The following is an 18,917-nucleotide window of genomic DNA, read 5'->3' on the forward strand; positions in this document are numbered from 1 at the left end:
CTTTTTGGTGTCACCTGGGGTATCTTTTTCATGTTCCGCCCCCTTTTCGTTCTTCGTGTCGTGCCGATTTCCTACCGCTTTGCGCGCAAGCATGACTCGTCGAGCTTCACCGGCATGTTTCCGAACCATATCCAATCTCAATTCAAAGAAGTCCTTGCGAGATCGTTACCGCGCGGCTCACATCAGTGGTGCAGAGCCTCACCATCAACCGGCCTCGATCAAATGCCCAACGTTTAAGCTGTCGAAAGAAACTGCTATCTGGCAGCCAACGCCTGTCAACAAGGCCGCAATCCCATGGTGCTTACGGATGAAGTTCACGAAAGCCAATTACCTGCATAAAGCCCAGATCCCCCGACGAGACCCATATTTGGTGTGATACCTAGTCCGGAATGATAAAAACTCGGTTGCGCCGCAACGCTTTCACGCCTTGGAACTTGAACGGTATTGGCTCACCGCTCAGTGGGTTGCCCGATCCGTCGGGCCGATGCGCATGGATGTGCAGATGCGGATCTGAGGAGTTTCCCGAGTTGCCGACTTCACCCACAAGCTGCCCGATCTTGACCACATCCCCCTTTGCAACCGAAACACTGCCCTGGCGAAGATGTGCCAGACAAACCTCGACGCTGCCAAACTCGGGATCGTCACACTGAATGCAGACATGGTTTCCCAAGGGGGCTTTTCGGTCCGAAGCGCCCAGCGCCTGGTCTTCGGCCCCGTCGCTGGCGGCACTCACATGGCCGGCAATCGGTGAAACCAGTGGGTGTCCATGTATCCAGAAATCAGCCACACCTCGCGGCCAAATCTTCCGGGTTTGCAGGCCGAGTGGACCCACGGCAACAATGTCGACCCCATAGGATTGGCCACGAAGGTCCGGAACATACATGCATTTCAGGTGATGATTCAAAAACCGGCTCGCCCCACCTTGTATGACCAGAAATCGGCCGCCTGATACCGGGCTGTGCAATTGCAACTGGTTCATTTCGGTAAGTCGTCGGCGCGTCACAACAAGGCAAAACGCACCCATTGCAAGGCTGATCGACAAACCAACAAGAGCGTCCAACCACGTGCCTACCGGTAAGCCACTCTGCACTATGATGGATATCGTTATGGCGACGCCACTAACCAGAATGATCCACCTGTCCCATGGCGGCGTGCGCGGCAGCATGATCTGGAAGAACAGGCAAAACACAACAAAAGTCAAAACGCCGGATGCTTGCACGGCCAGACTGGATGCAAGCACAACCTGAGCTGCCATCAAAGGCGGCAGCACAGTGTTCGACAGGGCTGCCAGAAATGGGCGCGGGAAATACATCGCCGCGCAAATCCCCCTAGTTGTTGACTTGGCCCACACCGTCCTCAAGGCTGTCGGCAATCGACAGAATGCGATCAAACCCGCTCATTTTGAAGACGTTGCGAATATTGTCGTTCATCGCGCAAAGAACCATTTGCGCAGCAGTTCCCTTGACTTTTTTCGCGCCCATCAGGAACACCCTCAGCCCTGCACTGCTGACGAAATCAACTTCTGTCATGTCCACGAGCGTCGATGTTGCCGCACCGTCAAGTTGGGCGATCAGTGCACCTTCGAACTGAGGGGCGGTCGAACTATCGATACGGCCAGTAACAACCAGTTGCGCGTAGCCGTCATGCTGGATGACATTAATCTCCATCGGTTGCTCCCATCTCGCCCAAGGGCTGCTTCTGCTCTTCTTATTCGGTGCTAAACTGGCAGGCTAATCAACCAAAAGTCAATTGATGCCACCGCGCAAAACCGCAAAAACTTCGCCATGCAGTCCAAGCTTCGGTTGCCTGTCATTTAGCGCACGCCCAGTCGAGGTTCCGGATGAATCGGTTTTCTATATCCTCTGCCGCGAAGTCTTCGAAGCACAATGCCGAAAGGGCCAGCAAAACCTGCCCGAGACCTGGGGCGGCGCCCAGTCGTGGTACAACATGGTCCTTGTGCAACCTGTCCAGTGCCGAAGCCGCATGTGCCAGCAGCCTCAGCATGCCGCGCTCGGCGGCAGGCGTGAGATCCGTGTTCAAGTATATCCGGGCGCGGGCCTGAGGCTTGAGTGTTCGGTCTGATGTCAGCCCGATCATCTTCAGGAACAACTCCGCATCGAACTGACCGGTCGCGGCAACAAGCCCGGCATAATCCGCCAAAAGCTCGTCATACAGGTCGTTGCGCATTTGCCCGCAAACGCGCCGCGTGAAGTAATGGGCGCACTCATGTTCCAGCCGGATCACCCGTGATAACTCAAGGACCTTGTCCTGACCCCCGGGCAAATCATCGGAGGTCACGTTGCTGTAGGTTCCGCGTGACAGAACTATGAACCGATCCTGATAGAGGGGTTTGTTGGGCACAATTTCCGCTTTGAAATGCGCCGTCCAGCCAAGCTCGGGATTCCCACTGGCAAGCCAGTCTTCCTTGAGCCGCGCTATTCGGTCCCAATTGTTGAAGCCCGCCACCATTGCCGCCCCCATACTGCGGGGCACAGCAACGGGCTCGCAGCGATACAAGAAGGCACGCAGGAGAGCTTCGAAATCCGATCGCGTGGCGGGCTCGAGGACAGGTATTCGCCCGGCCGCTGTCTGGTGTAGCGTCACGGTCAAAGCCTGAGGCGCTTCCAGTTTCAAACCCTCCCCGGGCTCGGGCGCCATTGACAGGTCCCCCCGCTTGGTCGCGGCCAGATAGGCCGGGTTCTGACTTTGCATCTCCGAAATCTCGAAGCGAAGCTGCGGGAGCTTGGTGGACAACGTCAACCAGACGTCAGGGCTGCTTGCGTAATTGTCCCATGCTTCTACGAAGGGTTCATCCGGTAATGGGAATTCTGGAACCTTGTCCGGACATTCGAATGGCGGTGAAAGCGCTGCCATAAGGCTTTCGGCATCTGCGCCAGTCACACCTGCGATGCGCAACGCGTTGGGTGCTTGCTCAAGCATCGTAAATCACCTTTACTTCTCAATACATGCCAGGTGCGGTTACGGCGAAGGCACGGCGTCACCAGACATTCTTAGCAATCTCAGAAGGTTCCATGTCAAGACTATTGCTGCACGTAGGTCACTCCAAGACAGGCACCAGTTTTCTTCAGGCGCTGCTGAGGGAAAATCGATCCATGTTGGCACGGTACGGCTATGATTACCCGCCACCTTTCTGGCAGGAGAACGAAGAAGACCACGCCGAGGTCGGTCAGGGCAATGGCCTCGTTGCAGCACAATCGCCGCATGCGATGCAGGCCTTGCTGCGCGACCACCCTCGCCCAGATCGGGGGCTGATCCTGTCCAGCGAAGAGTTCTTTCCGCAATTGGCGACGGCCTCCGATCCCAAGCGTTTGGGGCAATTGGCCCTTGAGGCTGGTTATGACGAAGTTTCTATTTTACTTGCGATCCGAGACCCTGTTTCGCACGCGGCGTCTCTGTGGATGCAATATGTCAAACGTGCGGGGGGAACTGCGCCGCTAGAGCGTTTCTTTGAGTTTTATTCCGTCCCCGATCTCGTTCTGCGATTTCTGAACGCGTATGGCGATCAACCGAACGTATCGATCAAAGTGTTCAACTACAGCCGTCACAAGGCGCATCTTGCTGATCGACTCGCAGACTGGCTTGACCTCGATACACTAGAATTCGATGCACCAAAGGCCCAAACAATCAATCGGGGTTTGACCAGCGCTGAAACAGTATTGCAACTGGCGTTGAATGCGGAAATCGGCCGGCGCGGACGCATTCTCTCTGACGCCCTGTGCAGTGCGTTGCCAGAGATCACCGCGCACGCGGCCTATCCTGCAAAAAGTGTGCAGACCGCAATGTTATCCAGACTGTCATCAACCCTGGAACATCTGAATGTGCGTCTTGAGGCAAACGAACAGTATCAAGATGCCCTGCATGAGCCGGAGACGCGACTTTCCCAAGACCAGACAAATTCTCTTACACCGTTTGAGCTTACACAGTCTCAACTTACGGTTGCCGGATCTGTTTTGGGACAAGAGATCGGGAAGCTATTGAAGTCAAAAGTCGATGGGCCCGGTGAAGCAACCGATGATTCTCTTGACGGAACGGTTTTCACCGCAGAGAATTCAATCAAAGGGTCCACCGAATAGATGTGTGGCGGATAGCCGCAACACATCCGGAGAAGGACCCGCAAAAACGCCGGGACCTGAGAAATGAGCAAGAATATCTTCCGCAAAAGTGCGATGGACCGACTTGCCTCACCAGAGCAACTCGACAGGTTGGTACCGGTAACGGACAGCAAGGCCTGGCTCGCCATATTGATGCTGATGTCGATGCTCGCCGCAGCCGTCGCCTGGAGCTTTCTGGGCTCACTCCCGTCTCGCGTAAAAGGTGATGGCATCCTGATCATCGAAGGCGGGCGCGTCTTTGACGCTGTAGCGCAGGCCGACGGGATCGTGGAACGGCTGGAGGTGTCGATCGACGATCTCGTCGAAAAGGATCAGATCGTTGCGCGCCTTTCGCAGCGGGATCTGCAGATTGAGTTGGACAACATGATCGCGACCGTCGGCGAGGCAAAGACCGAGTTGAGCCGGGTTCAGGCTGATGTGCAACGGCAGTCAGAATTGCAGGACGGTGCGCTTCAAGAACAGATCGACGCAACCAATGAGCGGATAGCCGTCGCCGAGGAACGGCTGGCGAATGCACGCGAACGTCTGGAAGAATTCGAAGACCTGTTGGAACGTGGACGGGCCACCAACGATGCTGTTCTTGAGCGGCAACTCGCCGTTGACTCCATCCTCAAGGAGTTGGGTGAACTGCGGCAGGTGCTTTCCGACATAGAGGTGCGCCGTTTCGACGCCTTGGTGAGCAGTAACGAGCGGGTCGAACAGGCCCGGCAGCGTGTTGCCGAAGCCGAACGCCGGCAAACCGCGCTCGAAAGCCAACTAGCGCGCGGTTCGGTCATCATTGCGCCCGCTGCTGGGCGCGTCACCGAATTACAGGCCACGGCTGGCGAGCTTTTGGGGCGCGGCGAAGCTGCATTGTCATTTGAAACCCTGGGCGACAGCCTTGAGCTGGTTTTGTATGTCGGTCCATCCGACGGCAAGTCGGTGGAACCGGGCATGCAGGTTCAGATTTCACCGTTGACTGCGGCCCGTGAGGAATATGGCACCATTCGCGGACAGGTCACGCAGGTGTCCGAGTTCCCTTCGACCGTCGATGGCATGATGGCGGTGCTGCGCAACAGCGAGCTTGTGCGGCAGTTCTCTGCTTCGGGCCCGCCCTACAGGGCGATCGTACGACTCGACCGGGATCCGAATTCGGTTTCCGGCTACGCCTGGACGTCTGACAGGGGCGCAGGGCTGGAACTGCGCTCGGGCACATTGACCGAAGGGGAGGTGACCGTACGCACCCAGCGTCCAATTGAAATGGTGATCCCGCTGCTGCGGGAATGGACGGGGCTCTAAGGTGCCCCGCGCTGCACTCCAATACTTGCACAAGGCTTAATCTGACGTGTTTTTCGGCTCCCAATCCAACGCCTCAGACGATCAGAGCGCTGACGAGGAACTGCAGGCCTTCAAGGACGCGGCCCGTAAAAAGGGACGCAGGAAGTCCGTTCCAACCGTACTTCAGATGGAGGCCGTGGAATGTGGCGCCGCAGCTCTGGCCATGGTTTTGCGCTATTATGGTCGTTATGTCCCACTTGAACGTCTGCGCACTGAATGTGGCGTAAGCCGGGATGGCTCGAAAGCGTCGAACGTTCTGAAGGCCGCGCGCGGGCACGGTTTGACGGCAAAAGGATACAAATACAGCCTGCCCAAGCTGCTCGACGTCAAGATGCCTTGCATCGTGTTCTGGAACTTCAATCACTTTGTGGTTCTGGAAGGCATCCGAGGAAAGAAAGTCCACATCAATGACCCGGCGATGGGTCCGCGCACGTTGAGTTTTGAAGAGTTCGACGAAGGTTACACGGGCGTTGTACTCGAATTCGAACCGGGTCCAGAGTTCAAGAAGGGCGGTGAGCGCCCCAAGGATCTGGCCGGTCTTTTCCGCCGCCTGAGCAGTTCAAAAACAGCCGTGACCTTCGTACTTCTGACCAGCCTGTCTCTGGTCATACCGGGGCTGGTCATCCCTGTGTTCTCAAAGATCTTCGTTGACGAAATTCTGATCCAGAACCTCGACAACTGGGTCATGCCACTGCTGATCGGAATGGCGCTCACCGGACTGATGCGCGGGGCGCTGACATGGTTGCAACAGATCGCGCTGGTGCGGCTCGACACCAAGATTGCATTGACACAGGCATCAGCCTTTCTGTGGCATGTTTTCCGACTGCCCCAAGGATTCTTCGACCAGCGTTTTGCCGGGGACATCCTGTCACGTGTAACGGCAAATGACCGCGTGGCGACGTTGTTGTCCGGTCCACTGGCAACCAATCTCGCCTCACTTCCGACAGTTGTCTTTTATCTGGCCGTGATGTTCGCCTTTGACCCTATCATGGCGATGGTGGGTGCCGGGCTCGCTCTGCTGAACGTGCTGGTCCTCAGGTTGCTGAATCGAGTGCGCGAAGATGGCAGTCGCCGGCTGATGCAAGATCAGGGCAAGCTTGCCGGAACGTCGGTTGCCGGCATACAGTTAATGGAAACTCTGAAGTCATCGGGTCAAGAGGATGATTTCTTTGCCAAATGGTCCGGATACCAGGCCAAGTATCTGACTTCCCGGCAGGAGTTTTCCTTCTTCAGTACGATCTTGAGTTCGGTGCCCGTCTTGGTGTCGGCTTTGATCACCGTGGCGATACTGTTTCTCGGCGGGCTTCGGGTGATGGACGGGGCGATGACTATCGGCATGCTTGTCGCATTCCAAAGCCTGATGCGAAGCTTCACCGGCCCGATCGAACAAATGGTCAACCTCGCAGGCAGCCTGCAGGAGATCAAAGGCGATCTGGCTCGCCTCGACGATGTTCTCAACCATGAGCTTGACCCCCGGTCCGGCGTGCAGGATGAGAAAACGCCAGCCGAAGCAGCCCTCATGAAGTTGAATGGTCGGATCGAATTGCGCGACGTTGTCTTTGGCTACTCCAAAGTCGGCCCGCCCCTGATCAACGGGTTATCGCTGGTCATTGAACCGGGTCAGCGTGTGGCCTTGATCGGCGGATCCGGCAGTGGCAAATCAACGGTGGCCAAGCTGATTACAGGGCTCTATGCGCCGTGGAGTGGAGAAATCCTGTTCGACGGTAAACCCCTGAACGAAATTCCCCAGCGGGTGTTTTCGCAATCGCTCTCGACCGTGGATCAGGAGATTTTCCTGTTCGAAGGGTCGCTGCGCGACAACCTGTCGATGTGGGACGCGATGGTGCAGGAGCGTGACATAGTGAACGCGCTGCGCGACGCTGCCATTCTGGACATCATCGAAGCACGCGCCGGGCGGTATGACACACAAGTGTCAGAGATGGGGTCGAACTTTTCCGGAGGACAGCGCCAGCGGATCGAAATCGCCCGTGCTCTTACGGTTAATCCTTCGATCCTCGTGTTGGATGAGGCGACCGCAGCGCTTGATCCGATTGTGGAAAAACAGATCGACGACAATGTCCGGCGGCGCGGTTGCACAAGCCTGGTTGTGGCGCATCGGCTTTCGACCGTTCGGGACAGCGACGAAATCATTGTGCTGAGCCAGGGATCGGTGGCGCAGCGTGGCATTCATGAAGAAATGATCGAACAGGACGGGCCCTATCGCAGCCTGATGCAGGCGGAATAGGAGGTTTGAGAACATGACGCAAACAGACATGATTCAAACCGAAACTCGGGACGCTTTTGACGCCGAACTGCTGGGCAAGATCACTGGAACGCGCATGGCGGTGGGTGGACACCGTCCCTTCCTGATCGAAGACACTTCGAAAATCTGGCTGGTGCTGGTGGGATATATCGACGTCTATGCGATCGAGATGTCGGGAGACCGGGTGGTTTCGACCGGGCGGCACGTCATGCATGTTGGCCCTGGCGCGGTGCTGTTTGGTGTCCCCAGCCTTGAACTGCCCAATGGAAATCGGCTGGCATTGCGGGCTGTGGCGTCCATGGGCACGCAGCTTTACGAAGGCCATGCTGCAGATGTTCAGGGCGAAGACTTTGACATTATCGTCGTGGACTGGATCGACACGTGGGTCGGGCTGTTGTCGCACGCCATGGTCCAGAACCGAATTCCGCGCAACGCGCTCGTGCTTGAAGCGGAACCGGCTCAGGCGTTTTCAGAGGGCTCAGATGCCTGTGCACAGTTCCAGGATGTAGTCTGGGGCACGCTGGACGAAGGCGAAGCCAAGTTTCTGGACCGCGACGAATGCCCATTGGAGCAAGGCGGGGTCGCGGTTCCCATCACGGATCAGAGCTGGATCAGTTTTGGAACCGACAGCACGATCAGTTGCGCTTACACCCCGACGCTTCTGTTTTTGGGCGGTCTCTGGGAAGCCATGGACAATTTCCATCGCTATTTCCTCCCGATCATTCAGGAAGAGATTGATCAGGCTCGCACAGAGGCGACAGAAGTACGCGCGGCACGGTTCGGACAGCGACAAGCCCGTTTTACCGGAGCCCTGGCCACACTAGGGAGCGTGTTGCGCCCGGATTTGGAGCACCTCGCGGAGGCCGCCGGGGATACCGACACCGGCGAAGACCTGCTTTTCACGGCGTTTTCTCATGTTGTGCGCAGCCAGGGCTCTGTGGCCAAAAAACCCAAGCAGGGTACGCATCGCAAATGGGTTGATCAGCTCAAGGAATATGCCCGCGCGTCAGGCCTGCGTATGCGGCGCGTTGCACTGCGCGACAACTGGTATCGGTCGGATACCGGGGCGCTTGTCGGCTATTTGGACGAGGACGAAACACGACCCGTCGCCCTGATGCCAAGCTCTGCCTCTGGCGACTATGTCATGATTGACCCGGCATCGGGTACGCGCACCAAACTGACCCGGCAAAATGCACGCGAATTGAATGCGTTTGCCTACATGTTCTATGTGCCTTTCCCATTGAAGGGGCTGGACGTTAAGGAGGTCCTCTCATTTGGGTTGCGCGGCATGCGGCGTGAATTGTGGCTGGTGCTCTGCTTGGGGCTGCTGTCCGGCCTGCTCGGCCTCGCAGTGCCGATTTCAATTGGCTATCTGTTCTCCGACGTTGTCCCACGCGCCGATCTGAACACGTTCACGGCGGTCATCGGTGCTTTGATCCTGGCGGCTCTGGGTGTCTTCATCTTTGACATAACCCGTGGCTTCACCGTTTTGAGAGTGACCGGCAAGATGGACGGCCGCATACAATCCGCTGTCTGGGACAGGTTGCTTGCGCTGCCGTTAGGGTTTTTCAGAGATTATACCTCGGGCGATCTGGCTGACCGGGCCAACAGCATCAATTCGATCCGCGAAGTTCTGACCGGCGCCACGTTGCAATCTGTTTTTTCGCTCATTTTCTCGCTCTTTTCCTTCGCGCTGCTGTTCTACTACTCTTGGGAACTCGCCTTGGTGGCCACCGGGCTGATCCTGATCGTCATCCTGGTGACGGCGTTTTTCACCTGGGCGATGGTTCCGCACAAACAGGCCGCGTTGGAAACGATGGGCAAGATCGAAGGTCAGGTCTTCCAGTTTCTCGCAGGTATCGCCAAGCTGAGAAGTTCCCATAGTGAAAGCCGCGCCTTTGCGCGTTGGGCAAAGCTCTACCAAAAAACCAAAAGTCACACCTACGCCGCGTCCCGTTTGAATGCCGGGCAAGAAGTGTTCAACGCCATGTTTCCGGTGGCTGCTTCGATCACCGTGTTCGCCTATGTCTACTACCAGCTGAATGACTCCAGCCTTGACGGTCCCAGTTTCACCATTGGCGATTTTCTCTCCTTCAACGCAGCACTGGGCCAGTTCAACGCCTCGGTCATGGCGTTCGCCGCGGCTGCTTCGCAGATCATCGAAATTGTTCCGCTCTATCGCCGCGCAGACCCGATCCTCAAAGCGGTGCCCGAAGTCCGCAGCGATGCCGTCGACCCGGGAGAACTGACGGGTCAGATCGAGTTGTCCAACGTAACTTTCCGCTATGACCCGGAAGGTCCTCCGGTGCTTGACAACGTTTCGATCAAAATTCGCCCCGGCGAGTTTGTTGCCTTTGTTGGCGCGTCCGGTTCTGGAAAATCCACAATCCTGCGCCTGATCCTTGGCTTTGAACAAGCCGAAGCGGGCGGCGTTTACTTTGACGGGCAGGATCTGCAAGGCTTGAATCTTGGTGCTGTGCGCCGCCAGATCGGTGTCGTTTTGCAGGGCAGCCGTCTCACGTCAGGCACGATCTTCGAAAACATTGTAGGCTCCACGCGGCTGACACAGGACGACGCAATGGAAGCGGCGATTGCCGCCGGGCTTGAAGACGATATCGAAGCCATGCCCATGAAGCTTCACACGGTGGTTTCCGAAGGCGCGGGTACTTTTTCCGGCGGCCAGAAACAACGGTTGATGATCGCACGCGCGATGGCCCAAAAACCCCGCATCCTGATCCTTGATGAAGCCACCAGCGCGCTGGACAACAAGACCCAGGCGATCGTGAACGAAAGCCTCGACAAGCAGAACCTGACCCGGATCGTCGTCGCACATCGCTTGACGACCATCGTGAACGCGGACCGGATCATCATGCTGGAAGGCGGCAAGATCATCGAAGAAGGGCGCTATAGCGAACTGATGGCCCGCGATGGATCGTTTGCCGCTCTGGCGCGGAGGCAACTCCTATGATCCAGAGCCAATGGCTGGCCTTGTTCCTGACCTTTGGCCTCCCACTTCTGTTTGCACTCGACCTGACCTTGAGACGACCGCGAAGCTGGGCGGATTGGCTTATGCGATCGGCACTGGTGTTGAGCTTGTCGATCTTTTTGTTTCTCGGTGGCGTCGTTTGGCTGGCCATCGGATTGCCGTGGCGATGGGTCCTGATCGTGCTGGCAATTGCCGCAACGATCTGGTCCTGCCCGATCCGTCACTCTGCTGGAACACGATATCTCCCGAGCAGATGGGGTGGATGGATATCACTAGTGGCGTTTACAGTGCCCACTGCCGTATTCCTGTCCTATCTTCTACAGATCGAAACGGCGGAAAGAGTGCCCTCCGCGGCTGTGGACTTGGCCCTGCCACTCAGCGGTGAACGCGTGGCCGTCATGCATGGCGGGCAATCGATTATCATCAACCACCATTTCACAACACCAAGCCAGAAATATGCCGTGGATCTGGTCGCCCTCTGGCCCGACGGCCAGCGTGCCAAAACCCTGTCCTCTTCAAACCCGGAGGATTACGCGATCTTTGGAATGCCCGTGATTGCGCCCTGTGACGGGGATGTGCTTGCGGTGCGCGACGACCAGCCTGAAACGCCCATAGGGGGCGCAAACCTGCAGGCGCCGGCCGGAAACTTCGCGCTGCTCGCTTGCGACGGTGTCACCGTCTTGCTGGCCCATCTTCAACCGGGCAGTTTGATTGTCGACGCGGGAACCCATGTCAGCACGGGACAGGAATTGGGACGCGTCGGCAGCTCCGGCAACTCGTCGGAACCGCATTTGCATGTCCATGCCGTGCAAGGCAGGGTAGATGAGATCACCGCCGCGATCTCAACGGCGACTGCGGTCCCGATTACATTCGATGGGCTTTTCCTGACCCGAAACATGGTTCTGAGGTAGCAGGGACATGACCACCCCTTCAAGCTCGGCCACATCATCCACGATCGCAGATGATGTGCTGAATGCACCCGCCACCAAAAAGTCCCTTGCTCCGCATTGCCGCAGCATTGGCGACGTCCTGCGGCTGGTCGCGCCGCGCATTCGCCCCGAGCTTGTCGACGCAACCGGCATGGCCCGCCTGTATCACGTGGCCGATCAACTGCCGGCAGAGATGGCGCCGTTTTGGGGTCTTGAACTTCGGCTGGGTGATCCTGCGGCGCGTGCAGACATTCTGTGGGAAGTCGCGCAGGGCAACGGATCGATCAGCGCACTTTCCGGAGACCACGTGTCGGCACCGTCAACATCTGTTTTAAAGCGGTCTGCATTCTGGAATGATATCTCAGCCTTTGCACTTGACTGGCGCGACGGGGCGCGGTGGAAACCAATACTTGGCAATGTCTGGCTGGAAGTCGACAGCGCAAGCGCCGACGGGCGCGAGTTGGAAAGCTGCCTCGACAAACCCTGCATGTTCTGGGGGCCAAACAAACAGTCCAAAAGCTCAGACCGTGCTCTTCTCGCCGCGTTGCCCAAGCTTGGGCAGCGGTTCTTCCAATTGGAGATCGACAGCAATCAGTTGGCGACGTTTGCCGATGCGCTTCCCGACGGTGCGACCGTCTTTCAGATGGGTGTGATGGGAGCCCGAGATGTTGTTGTTACCCGATTATGCCTGAAAGGACTGGATTGCGACGCCGCAATCGCCTGGCTTGACCAGATCGGCTGGCCCGGAGACTTGGGAACGCTCGAAACGGTTTGGAGGACATATGCAGACCCAATGGGCGAGCCTGCTCTCAATGTCGACCTGATGCCGGATGGCGTTGGACCCAAGCTGGGTATCGAACTGTACGCGAAGGAAAATGCGTTCTCAACGCAACCGTGGGACACTGCGCTCGGCCAGCTTCAATCCGCAGGTCTGGCCCTCCCCGAAAAGATCGGCGCGCTGCGCGAGTTGCCGTTTCTTGAGCACTATGCATTACCCACTTGGTCCCCTGACGGTCCGCAAGTGATTTATCCCGCCCTGTCGTGCAGTCTGCACCATCTCAAGCTGGTGATCGTTGGAACCGAGGTTATTGAGGCCAAAGCCTATGTCGGTGTGCTTCGCCCACCCTTCAATCAATCACCAACCCAAGGTGATGAGGCCGAGGGCGGCGGCGGTTGGCGGTAAAAGGCCAACAAAGAAACGGCGACCAAAAAGGCCGCCGTGTCAAACTCTGGTTTTGCCGTCAATCTAAGCGATCTCGACATCCCGCAGCGATGGATTTTCTGCTTCCTTCCTGGCTCGGTAGTCCTTCGTGATCGCCATCTCGCAGAGATACCCATTCGAGAACAGATTATCGAGCATCGCCATGGCCGCCATCGGACCAATGTCCGGATGGTCGGACAAACGATCAAACACTTCGCCGTAGGTATGCGTGCCCTCGGAAATCAGCGCACCGGTGAGCAGATGCAGTGTTCCTCGCCGGAAATCGCGCCGTGTGGTCGGGGAGATCAAGGTGAAGCCATCCTCCTGCTCGACGAATTTCAGATCGTCGCGCCACTTCATCGGCATCTCCTGATAGGGTGCGGCGACCATCGACCGGGCCACGATCTTTTCAAGCACCCGCTTAAAGTCTTCTCCGTCTTCAAATGTCGCCTCGTCAAACACCCGATAGCCATAGCGGTTTTCCAGCGTGGTATAGCAGGGGCTGATCAGCCGTACAGACCGGGTGACCATGTTGATCAACAGGCCAGAGACACAGGCGATCGATCCCTGGGGTACGTCGAACCCGTCTGGCAGATTGTCCGTATCGATGTTTCGCAAGTCGTCTGACTCGACCAATTGCTGCAGCATACGCTCGCGACCGCCGGGCACCTTGGTCCGGAACACCTCGGCGTCAGCCTGTTGCATCAAAAGGATCGTGTCGCGCATTTCCGAAGGCGTGAACGTCTTGTGCAGCCGCCGCATGATGTTGCGCGACAGGACGCTGATACGCGGCCACGGCGCCGGAACTTTGCTGTAAAATCCGATCAGTTCGCCGACCCAGTCCTCCTTGGCACGCGCCGTCGCGGTACACAGAGACGCACCGGTCACCGATTGCCAGATCTCCAGCAGCTTTACGTAGTGCGGATTGTCATGGGGTTCCGTACTCCAGTAGAGCATCCCATGCGCGGCCGGCCAGCCCAGTACGTCCGCCATACCCTGCGCGACACCCGCCACCATCTCCTGATTTTCCGGAACGGAAACGTCGTAGACCTGCTGCAGTTTCGGCGCGTCGAACGCGCAGAAATGGCAGCCAACAGAACACCCGACGGCCATCTCGACCGCATGGCAGGGATGGTCGATATCCCAGCCGTAGCTGCCAAGCTCATTGCGTGTGGTTGCGATGCGTCGTGCGCGCCAGACCGTATACTCATCGCTCACCGACCGGGTGGACAGCACCATTTTCTTCTGAACAAAGCCGATCTTCTCACGCCGGAACCGCCATAAAAACCACGCGCGCAACCGCGGATAACCTGCCAGGGTCTCGTGAATTTCGGTCGGCAATTCTTCAAAACTGTCTACCGGAAACGCGTGGCGGCTAAATTCGGCGTTGAAGCCCGGCTGCTCCCAAAGCAGGGCAAGCTCTTCGGGTTCAAACGTCACCCCGATGTCTTTCAGCATCTTGCGCTGATCGTCCGAGAAATTGCCACCGCCATCCAGTGCCGTGCGGAAGTCACGATCACCTTCATAGCACTCAATGAAGCGCTTCACCTGACAGAGGCTCTCCATCTCTTCAGGCGAAAAATCGCTAAACGTGTCGACATAACGGTTGCGGTTGCGCATTTCTACGGTGGATTCTCCCCGCCCAGTCTCGATGGTGCCAGTCACGATATCGCTCCTCCAAAATCCGCGTTGCCACCATAGTTCCGCACTATTTCACGCGACACAACCTAAAATAGTGCTTTGTCGAATTTGAGCTTGGGGGCCAAAACCCGAGCAGCAAAGAAACTGTGCACCGGGTCGCTCAGATCGAACCCGAATATCGGGCCACGGCCGTTTTTCTCAAGCGCATCCACAATCCTTGTGATCGCGATGTCCGACCTTTGCCCCCAATCCAGGTACGGGGCATTGGAAATCGTGGCCCAGGAGGTATCGGACCTTAAGCGTCGAAAAAATGCAAAGATGGGACTCGCTGCCGGACCTTCCACCGCGTGGACGGGTTTGCGCAGAATGTCGTCCCGGGCGCCATGGATCATGCCTAGCCTGGACTGAGCCGCTTCGGTGATGGCGCGGTGAAGCGCGATCTGAGGCTGTGCATGGCATCCCCAACCGACATTGCAACTCGACCGGGCGGAACCCGAGCTTTGATCCAACAAAACAGCCCAGATGACAGGCAAATTCACCGCTCCGGGAAGTGCGAATAGTCGCATTTCCGAACCCGTTTCGTGGCAACGATCAAGGATCAGCCGCGCGACCGGATCGTCGACGCTATCGGGGTCGATGATCTGCGCTCTCTGCCGGAGCAACAGCTTGCCATTCTGTCGAAGGGCGCACATCGCATCGCGCTCAATGACTTCGTAAAGACCGTGCAGATAGGCCTCTGCCAACGAATTCCCAGAGGCGAGACCATTCGAACTGGTCTCGTAGAAACCTGGCCTGCGCAGGAAATAGACGGCGCTGGAGGGCACAAAACACGGTTGGCCATTGCTCAGGTCTATGCCCAGAGTCCATTCCCCCACGAACCCGTCGTCATAGTAACGCGGCAACATACCCGGCAGCTCGTGGGGGCGCAGGATACGGTCGGCACCCCCCTCTCGCTCGTTTGGAAGGGATTGGCCCGAGGCCTGCCAAATCTGGCTGGACAACGGGTTTTCGGCCCGATGCAACTCGCAGGCCTCCATGGCAGCGGACACGCACGCAGCAGCGTCAGACAACCCCTTGCCATTGGAGACCTGAAGCACCTTGCCACCTGGGCGCACGGCGACCCAGGACGGCACGCCAAGCACATCCAACTGCGTGATGGGTGCCACGCGAGTCACACCGCATGATTTCAGGTCCGGTTGGATACGGGTCCAGGTTTCGTCCACCGAAAACTTGCGCATCTGGCCGATTTGGCTCGATTGCTTCCTCAGTCCTGCTGCGAATTGCAATCCGCTCAGATCATGCACGCTGGTTTTCATACATCGGCCCACGCGAACAGCTGATTTCCAGCGGTTGACGTATCCAGCAGAGCGACGTCCTCATGCCAGTCCACAGCGCCAAAATACAAGGGCCCCTGTTGCACGAGCCAAACGGCAATCGCAGTTGCTTCTCTTGCCACATCCTCCGGCGGTGTGACGCCAGAGCGTGCGGCCCAATCAAGCAAAACAGCCATTTCGGAAGGCACCTCAGGACCAAACTGACATATCAAGTTAAGGTCATCGACAGGGCGCCGCGCAATCCAGTCGCTTGTGGCGTGGCCCTTAAAAACGGATGCGAGCTCGTCAATTTGCAACCCGTGCATTGCAAGCCAACTTTCTTCGGTTTGGCCCAAAGCCTCCGCATATTCGCGCGCTGCCTGAGCCGCAAACCGGGAAATCTCTGCTGCTGTCGGGCCTTGCCCTGTCAATGCACACCAGTCTTGAAGAAACCAATGACGTCGACTCAGTCGCCACGCGTCCGACAAGGCTCCGGGCTGTTCGGCGCGGGCCTGCAACTGCTCGCCCAAGGAAAGCAGTCGACCATCTGGGCCATTCACCAGGCGCGATAGCCGCGGCTCAACATCAAGAAGCACGGGGCTCGGGAACGGCCACTGGTCAGCCTTCTTGCCACCGCCAGGCCCGCTACCAGCCAGCAGTATCAACGCGCCCCTTGCATCCAAGGTTTTCAATCGGATCCGGTTTTCAAGCGAGTGCCTCAACTCAGGGCCGTCCAGCCCCAGCTGATCGGCTGCGGCGACGATCCGCTCCACCGTTCGCGTCACGTGCCCCCAGGACTTGACCTGCGCGATCAGATTGTCAGCCTGCGGGTCATTCCCGAATATTTCTCCCACGACCCAACGCAGATCAACCAGCGGAACGGAGAGCTCGATATACCCCATCTCAGCCGGGCCATGGCTGAGCGCCACTTCGTCATCACCTTCGATCTTGCCGCTATCGAACAGTCGAAAAACCTCTCCCAACCCGACCATTCCATACGGAGCCAGCTCTAACGCCCGCAACGCGCCCATGCTTGATGCCCCGAAAACCTCGATCCCGGCCTGAAGCGCCGAAAGGATCTCGCGCTGCCAGATCGGTGTCTGCGCGTGAAAATACCCGTCGATGATCAGCACGCGGGCCGGCGGGTTCGCCAGAACGGCATAAAGGTCACCAAACCCGATCGGTGGTCGAAAAACGGCTTCGGGATGCAGGGCCACCGCCTCTTGCAGGGGCAGAGATGGTCCCAGAAAGACGATATCTTGACCCGAGAGCATCTGGGTTTTCCGCGCTGTCATTTTTTAAACAGGCACCTCGTGCACGTCCGCTTCGTCACTTGCGGCAGAATAGGCAGAGCCACAGATTTCCTGCGCCATCTGCGCCAATTCCGGTCTGGAAATTCCTTGCAGAACGTCTGGGCCGGGTGGGCTGATATTGGCATGGCTTTCCGTCGTGAGCTGCCTTTCAGAGATACCGGCCAATCGGGCCAGGTCTCCACGGCGTTTGCCCAGATCATGCGTGTGCAACACAAGCCGCCGTTCGGGCGGAAGAGCATCGAGTGTGCGCCACGTCGCATCAGCCCAATGAACAAGAAACCGTTGCGCAACCACTGGCATGAAACGTGTGCGTGCCTCTTCCGAGGCAATTTCCGCCCAATCAAAGTGACCAAACAAGCGTTGACCATACGCTTGCATCCAGCCTGGTGGGGTGCGGCCTTTGGCTTGAAACCCGTCATGCCAGCGCAGCAGCATCTTCAAATAGCTCTCGAACCACTCCGCAGGCGCCCGGATGGGCAGCACGAAGCCCGCGTCTGGGCACTGGGCCACCAGCTCGGGTGCCGCGAGATGCAAGAAACTGGCAGCATCCATCTCCAACGCGCTTTCGCGGTCACGCCGTTCCAAAAACAAAGCCAGATCCGAACCTGGCAACTGACTGCTCAAAGCTTCGATCGTTGCCTTCTCGGCGTACTCGTTCGCAGCACGCATGGGGCGAAAAAGAGTAAAAAGCGACGTCGTCCCTGACCTGGGCAACCCCATGCACATCAAATGAAATCGGCGCTTTGGCCAAGTCACAACCAATGGGGCCGAAAGACGCACAGCATCGCAGTTTCTCAATGCAGCCCGTATTGTGCCGGGCAGGATAACGGGGTCGGCGGTGTCTTCTTCGGCCCTTAGTGCGACATCCTCCGCAAACAGGTGACCGCTTTGTTCTCTCAGAGTTTTTGCAATCGAAACCGCATCCAGCAGCATCGCGTACCACAGACAGGTTTGGCCGCGCCCGGCCAGCAGAGCCGGTACAACCGCCTCAAAAAACTCATAAACCTGACCGTCGCTCCAAGCCAGTTTTGTACTGCGCCAGGCGGTTATCTCGTCATAGCCGTCCAATCCGGCAACCTGTTGAAGCCCCGGCATTGCCAACAAGAACTTCCGTGCCTCTGACTGGGCCATTGACTGCACGATGGCACCGATTTCACTACAGATCCTGTATGTCATGGCCTCTGCAAGGTCAGGTCGGATTTGCGCTGCCAGGTCCGGAGACCACCCGGTGCCAAAAGGCAGGTTCTCTCCGCCTCCATGCAAGTAAACCAATACGGCATCCGCCGTTTCGAGCGCGGTCGAAACATTGCCTTTTGCCGCCTGAACCCGTACCCAAAGGTGCAGTGTATGAATGCGCCCGATGTGCATCAGGTCATAGCCAAAGTCCTGCTCCAATCGCGTGTCGTCCGCCATGGCCCGTTCCAGCCGAACCTCAGCAGACTCCAAATCACCGAGCCGGACGTCGTAAAAGGCCATGGCCTGCTCGATCCAGCTTTGCGCAAGGGTGTTCAATTCCGGGTCTGTCTCCGCCAGCGGCGCGGCCAAACGCTGCGCCTGTGCAAAGACCCCGGCGGCTGCGTCGGTCCCCTCGCGATGAAGCACCGCTATCGCCTCTCGCACGGTGTCGCGAACTGTTCGATAGGTGACCAGTCTGTCTGCGGACAGTTTTTCGGCTATCTGGGCCTGCATCAAATCGGCAAACAGCTGACCCCTTGGCCCGGCTTCCAGGGAGGGGGGTAAACTCCATCCGATACGGGACGCGCGAACAACATGCACCAGCCAGGTTGCAATGGTTCTCATGCCCTCCTCCCGTCAAGCTGC

At 57.7% G+C, this 18,917-nt stretch carries 13 protein-coding genes; 6 read left to right on the top strand and 7 right to left on the bottom strand.

The features are described 5' to 3' along the window. Nucleotides 1-379: 379 nt before the first annotated feature. From ACR3E0_RS13470 to ACR3E0_RS13480, 3 genes are all read right to left on the bottom strand, one after another. Entirely contained in the window at nt 380-1,312 is a 933-nt protein-coding gene (locus ACR3E0_RS13470) for a peptidoglycan DD-metalloendopeptidase family protein (RefSeq protein WP_480479327.1), read from the bottom strand. 16 nt (nt 1,313-1,328) lie between these two features. Continuing rightward, nucleotides 1,329-1,667, bottom strand: a complete 339-nt coding sequence (locus tag ACR3E0_RS13475; protein WP_480479328.1) for an STAS domain-containing protein — start codon at nt 1,665-1,667, stop codon at nt 1,329-1,331. Between the two features lie 142 nt (nt 1,668-1,809). Further along, a complete protein-coding gene (locus tag ACR3E0_RS13480) occupies nt 1,810-2,940 on the bottom strand; it encodes a DUF7005 family protein (protein ID WP_480479329.1) in 1,131 nt (376 codons plus the stop codon). 173 nt (nt 2,941-3,113) lie between these two features. On the opposite strand from ACR3E0_RS13480, the gene ACR3E0_RS13485 reads away from it, so the two are divergent. From ACR3E0_RS13485 to ACR3E0_RS13510, 6 genes are all read left to right on the top strand, one after another. Beyond that, nucleotides 3,114-4,094: a hypothetical protein gene (locus ACR3E0_RS13485; RefSeq protein ID WP_480479330.1), complete on the top strand. Its 981-nt coding sequence runs from the start codon at nt 3,114-3,116 to the stop codon at nt 4,092-4,094. 63 nt (nt 4,095-4,157) lie between these two features. Continuing rightward, on the top strand, nt 4,158-5,411 hold the full coding sequence (locus ACR3E0_RS13490; RefSeq protein WP_480479331.1) for an NHLP bacteriocin system secretion protein: 1,254 nt from the start codon (nt 4,158-4,160) through the stop codon (nt 5,409-5,411). A gap of 46 nt (nt 5,412-5,457) precedes the next feature. Then, nucleotides 5,458-7,695 (top strand): NHLP family bacteriocin export ABC transporter peptidase/permease/ATPase subunit, encoded by a 2,238-nt coding sequence (locus tag ACR3E0_RS13495; protein ID WP_480479332.1) that lies wholly within the window; start codon nt 5,458-5,460, stop codon nt 7,693-7,695. 13 nt (nt 7,696-7,708) lie between these two features. Next, nucleotides 7,709-10,681: an NHLP bacteriocin export ABC transporter permease/ATPase subunit gene (locus ACR3E0_RS13500; protein ID WP_480479333.1), complete on the top strand. Its 2,973-nt coding sequence runs from the start codon at nt 7,709-7,711 to the stop codon at nt 10,679-10,681. Then, nucleotides 10,678-11,610 carry a M23 family metallopeptidase gene (locus ACR3E0_RS13505; protein ID WP_480479334.1) on the top strand — a complete coding sequence of 311 codons (933 nt, stop codon included), beginning with the start codon at nt 10,678-10,680 and terminating at the stop codon, nt 11,608-11,610. Before ACR3E0_RS13500 ends, ACR3E0_RS13505 begins: the two co-directional genes overlap by 4 nt. Before the next feature lie 7 nt (nt 11,611-11,617). After that, nucleotides 11,618-12,811 carry a hypothetical protein gene (locus tag ACR3E0_RS13510; protein ID WP_480479335.1) on the top strand — a complete coding sequence of 398 codons (1,194 nt, stop codon included), beginning with the start codon at nt 11,618-11,620 and terminating at the stop codon, nt 12,809-12,811. A 63-nt stretch (nt 12,812-12,874) separates the two neighbouring features. On the opposite strand, the gene ACR3E0_RS13515 is transcribed toward ACR3E0_RS13510, so the two are convergent. The 4 genes from ACR3E0_RS13515 to ACR3E0_RS13530 all read right to left on the bottom strand — a co-directional run bounded on the left by ACR3E0_RS13515 (nt 12,875) and on the right by ACR3E0_RS13530 (nt 18,896). Further along, nucleotides 12,875-14,494 (bottom strand): hypothetical protein, encoded by a 1,620-nt coding sequence (locus ACR3E0_RS13515; RefSeq protein ID WP_480479336.1) that lies wholly within the window; start codon nt 14,492-14,494, stop codon nt 12,875-12,877. Nucleotides 14,495-14,556: 62 nt separating this feature from the next. After that, on the bottom strand, nt 14,557-15,708 hold the full coding sequence (locus ACR3E0_RS13520) for a YcaO-like family protein (RefSeq protein ID WP_480479337.1): 1,152 nt from the start codon (nt 15,706-15,708) through the stop codon (nt 14,557-14,559). Nucleotides 15,709-15,782: 74 nt separating this feature from the next. Continuing rightward, nucleotides 15,783-17,078: a TfuA-like protein gene (locus tag ACR3E0_RS13525; RefSeq protein ID WP_480479338.1), complete on the bottom strand. Its 1,296-nt coding sequence runs from the start codon at nt 17,076-17,078 to the stop codon at nt 15,783-15,785. Nucleotides 17,079-17,081: 3 nt separating this feature from the next. After that, entirely contained in the window at nt 17,082-18,896 is a 1,815-nt protein-coding gene (locus ACR3E0_RS13530) for a sulfotransferase (protein ID WP_480479339.1), read from the bottom strand. Nucleotides 18,897-18,917 lie beyond the last annotated feature (21 nt).

Source organism: Ruegeria sp. AJ12 (genome assembly GCF_056536245.1).

Bases quoted from the DNA above. Each gene is read 5' to 3' on its own strand.
- ACR3E0_RS13525 (WP_480479338.1), bottom strand. From the start codon at position 17,078: ATGACAGCGCGGAAAACCCAGATGCTCTCGGGTCAAGATATCGTCTTT.
- ACR3E0_RS13530 (WP_480479339.1), bottom strand. From the start codon at position 18,896: ATGAGAACCATTGCAACCTGGCTGGTGCATGTTGTTCGCGCGTCCCGT.
- ACR3E0_RS13510 (WP_480479335.1), top strand. From the start codon at position 11,618: ATGACCACCCCTTCAAGCTCGGCCACATCATCCACGATCGCAGATGAT.
- ACR3E0_RS13475 (WP_480479328.1), bottom strand. From the start codon at position 1,667: ATGGAGATTAATGTCATCCAGCATGACGGCTACGCGCAACTGGTTGTT.
- ACR3E0_RS13470 (WP_480479327.1), bottom strand. From the start codon at position 1,312: ATGTATTTCCCGCGCCCATTTCTGGCAGCCCTGTCGAACACTGTGCTG.
- ACR3E0_RS13490 (WP_480479331.1), top strand. From the start codon at position 4,158: ATGAGCAAGAATATCTTCCGCAAAAGTGCGATGGACCGACTTGCCTCA.
- ACR3E0_RS13520 (WP_480479337.1), bottom strand. From the start codon at position 15,708: ATGCGCAAGTTTTCGGTGGACGAAACCTGGACCCGTATCCAACCGGAC.
- ACR3E0_RS13485 (WP_480479330.1), top strand. From the start codon at position 3,114: ATGTTGGCACGGTACGGCTATGATTACCCGCCACCTTTCTGGCAGGAG.
- ACR3E0_RS13505 (WP_480479334.1), top strand. From the start codon at position 10,678: ATGATCCAGAGCCAATGGCTGGCCTTGTTCCTGACCTTTGGCCTCCCA.
- ACR3E0_RS13500 (WP_480479333.1), top strand. From the start codon at position 7,709: ATGACGCAAACAGACATGATTCAAACCGAAACTCGGGACGCTTTTGAC.
- ACR3E0_RS13480 (WP_480479329.1), bottom strand. From the start codon at position 2,940: ATGCTTGAGCAAGCACCCAACGCGTTGCGCATCGCAGGTGTGACTGGC.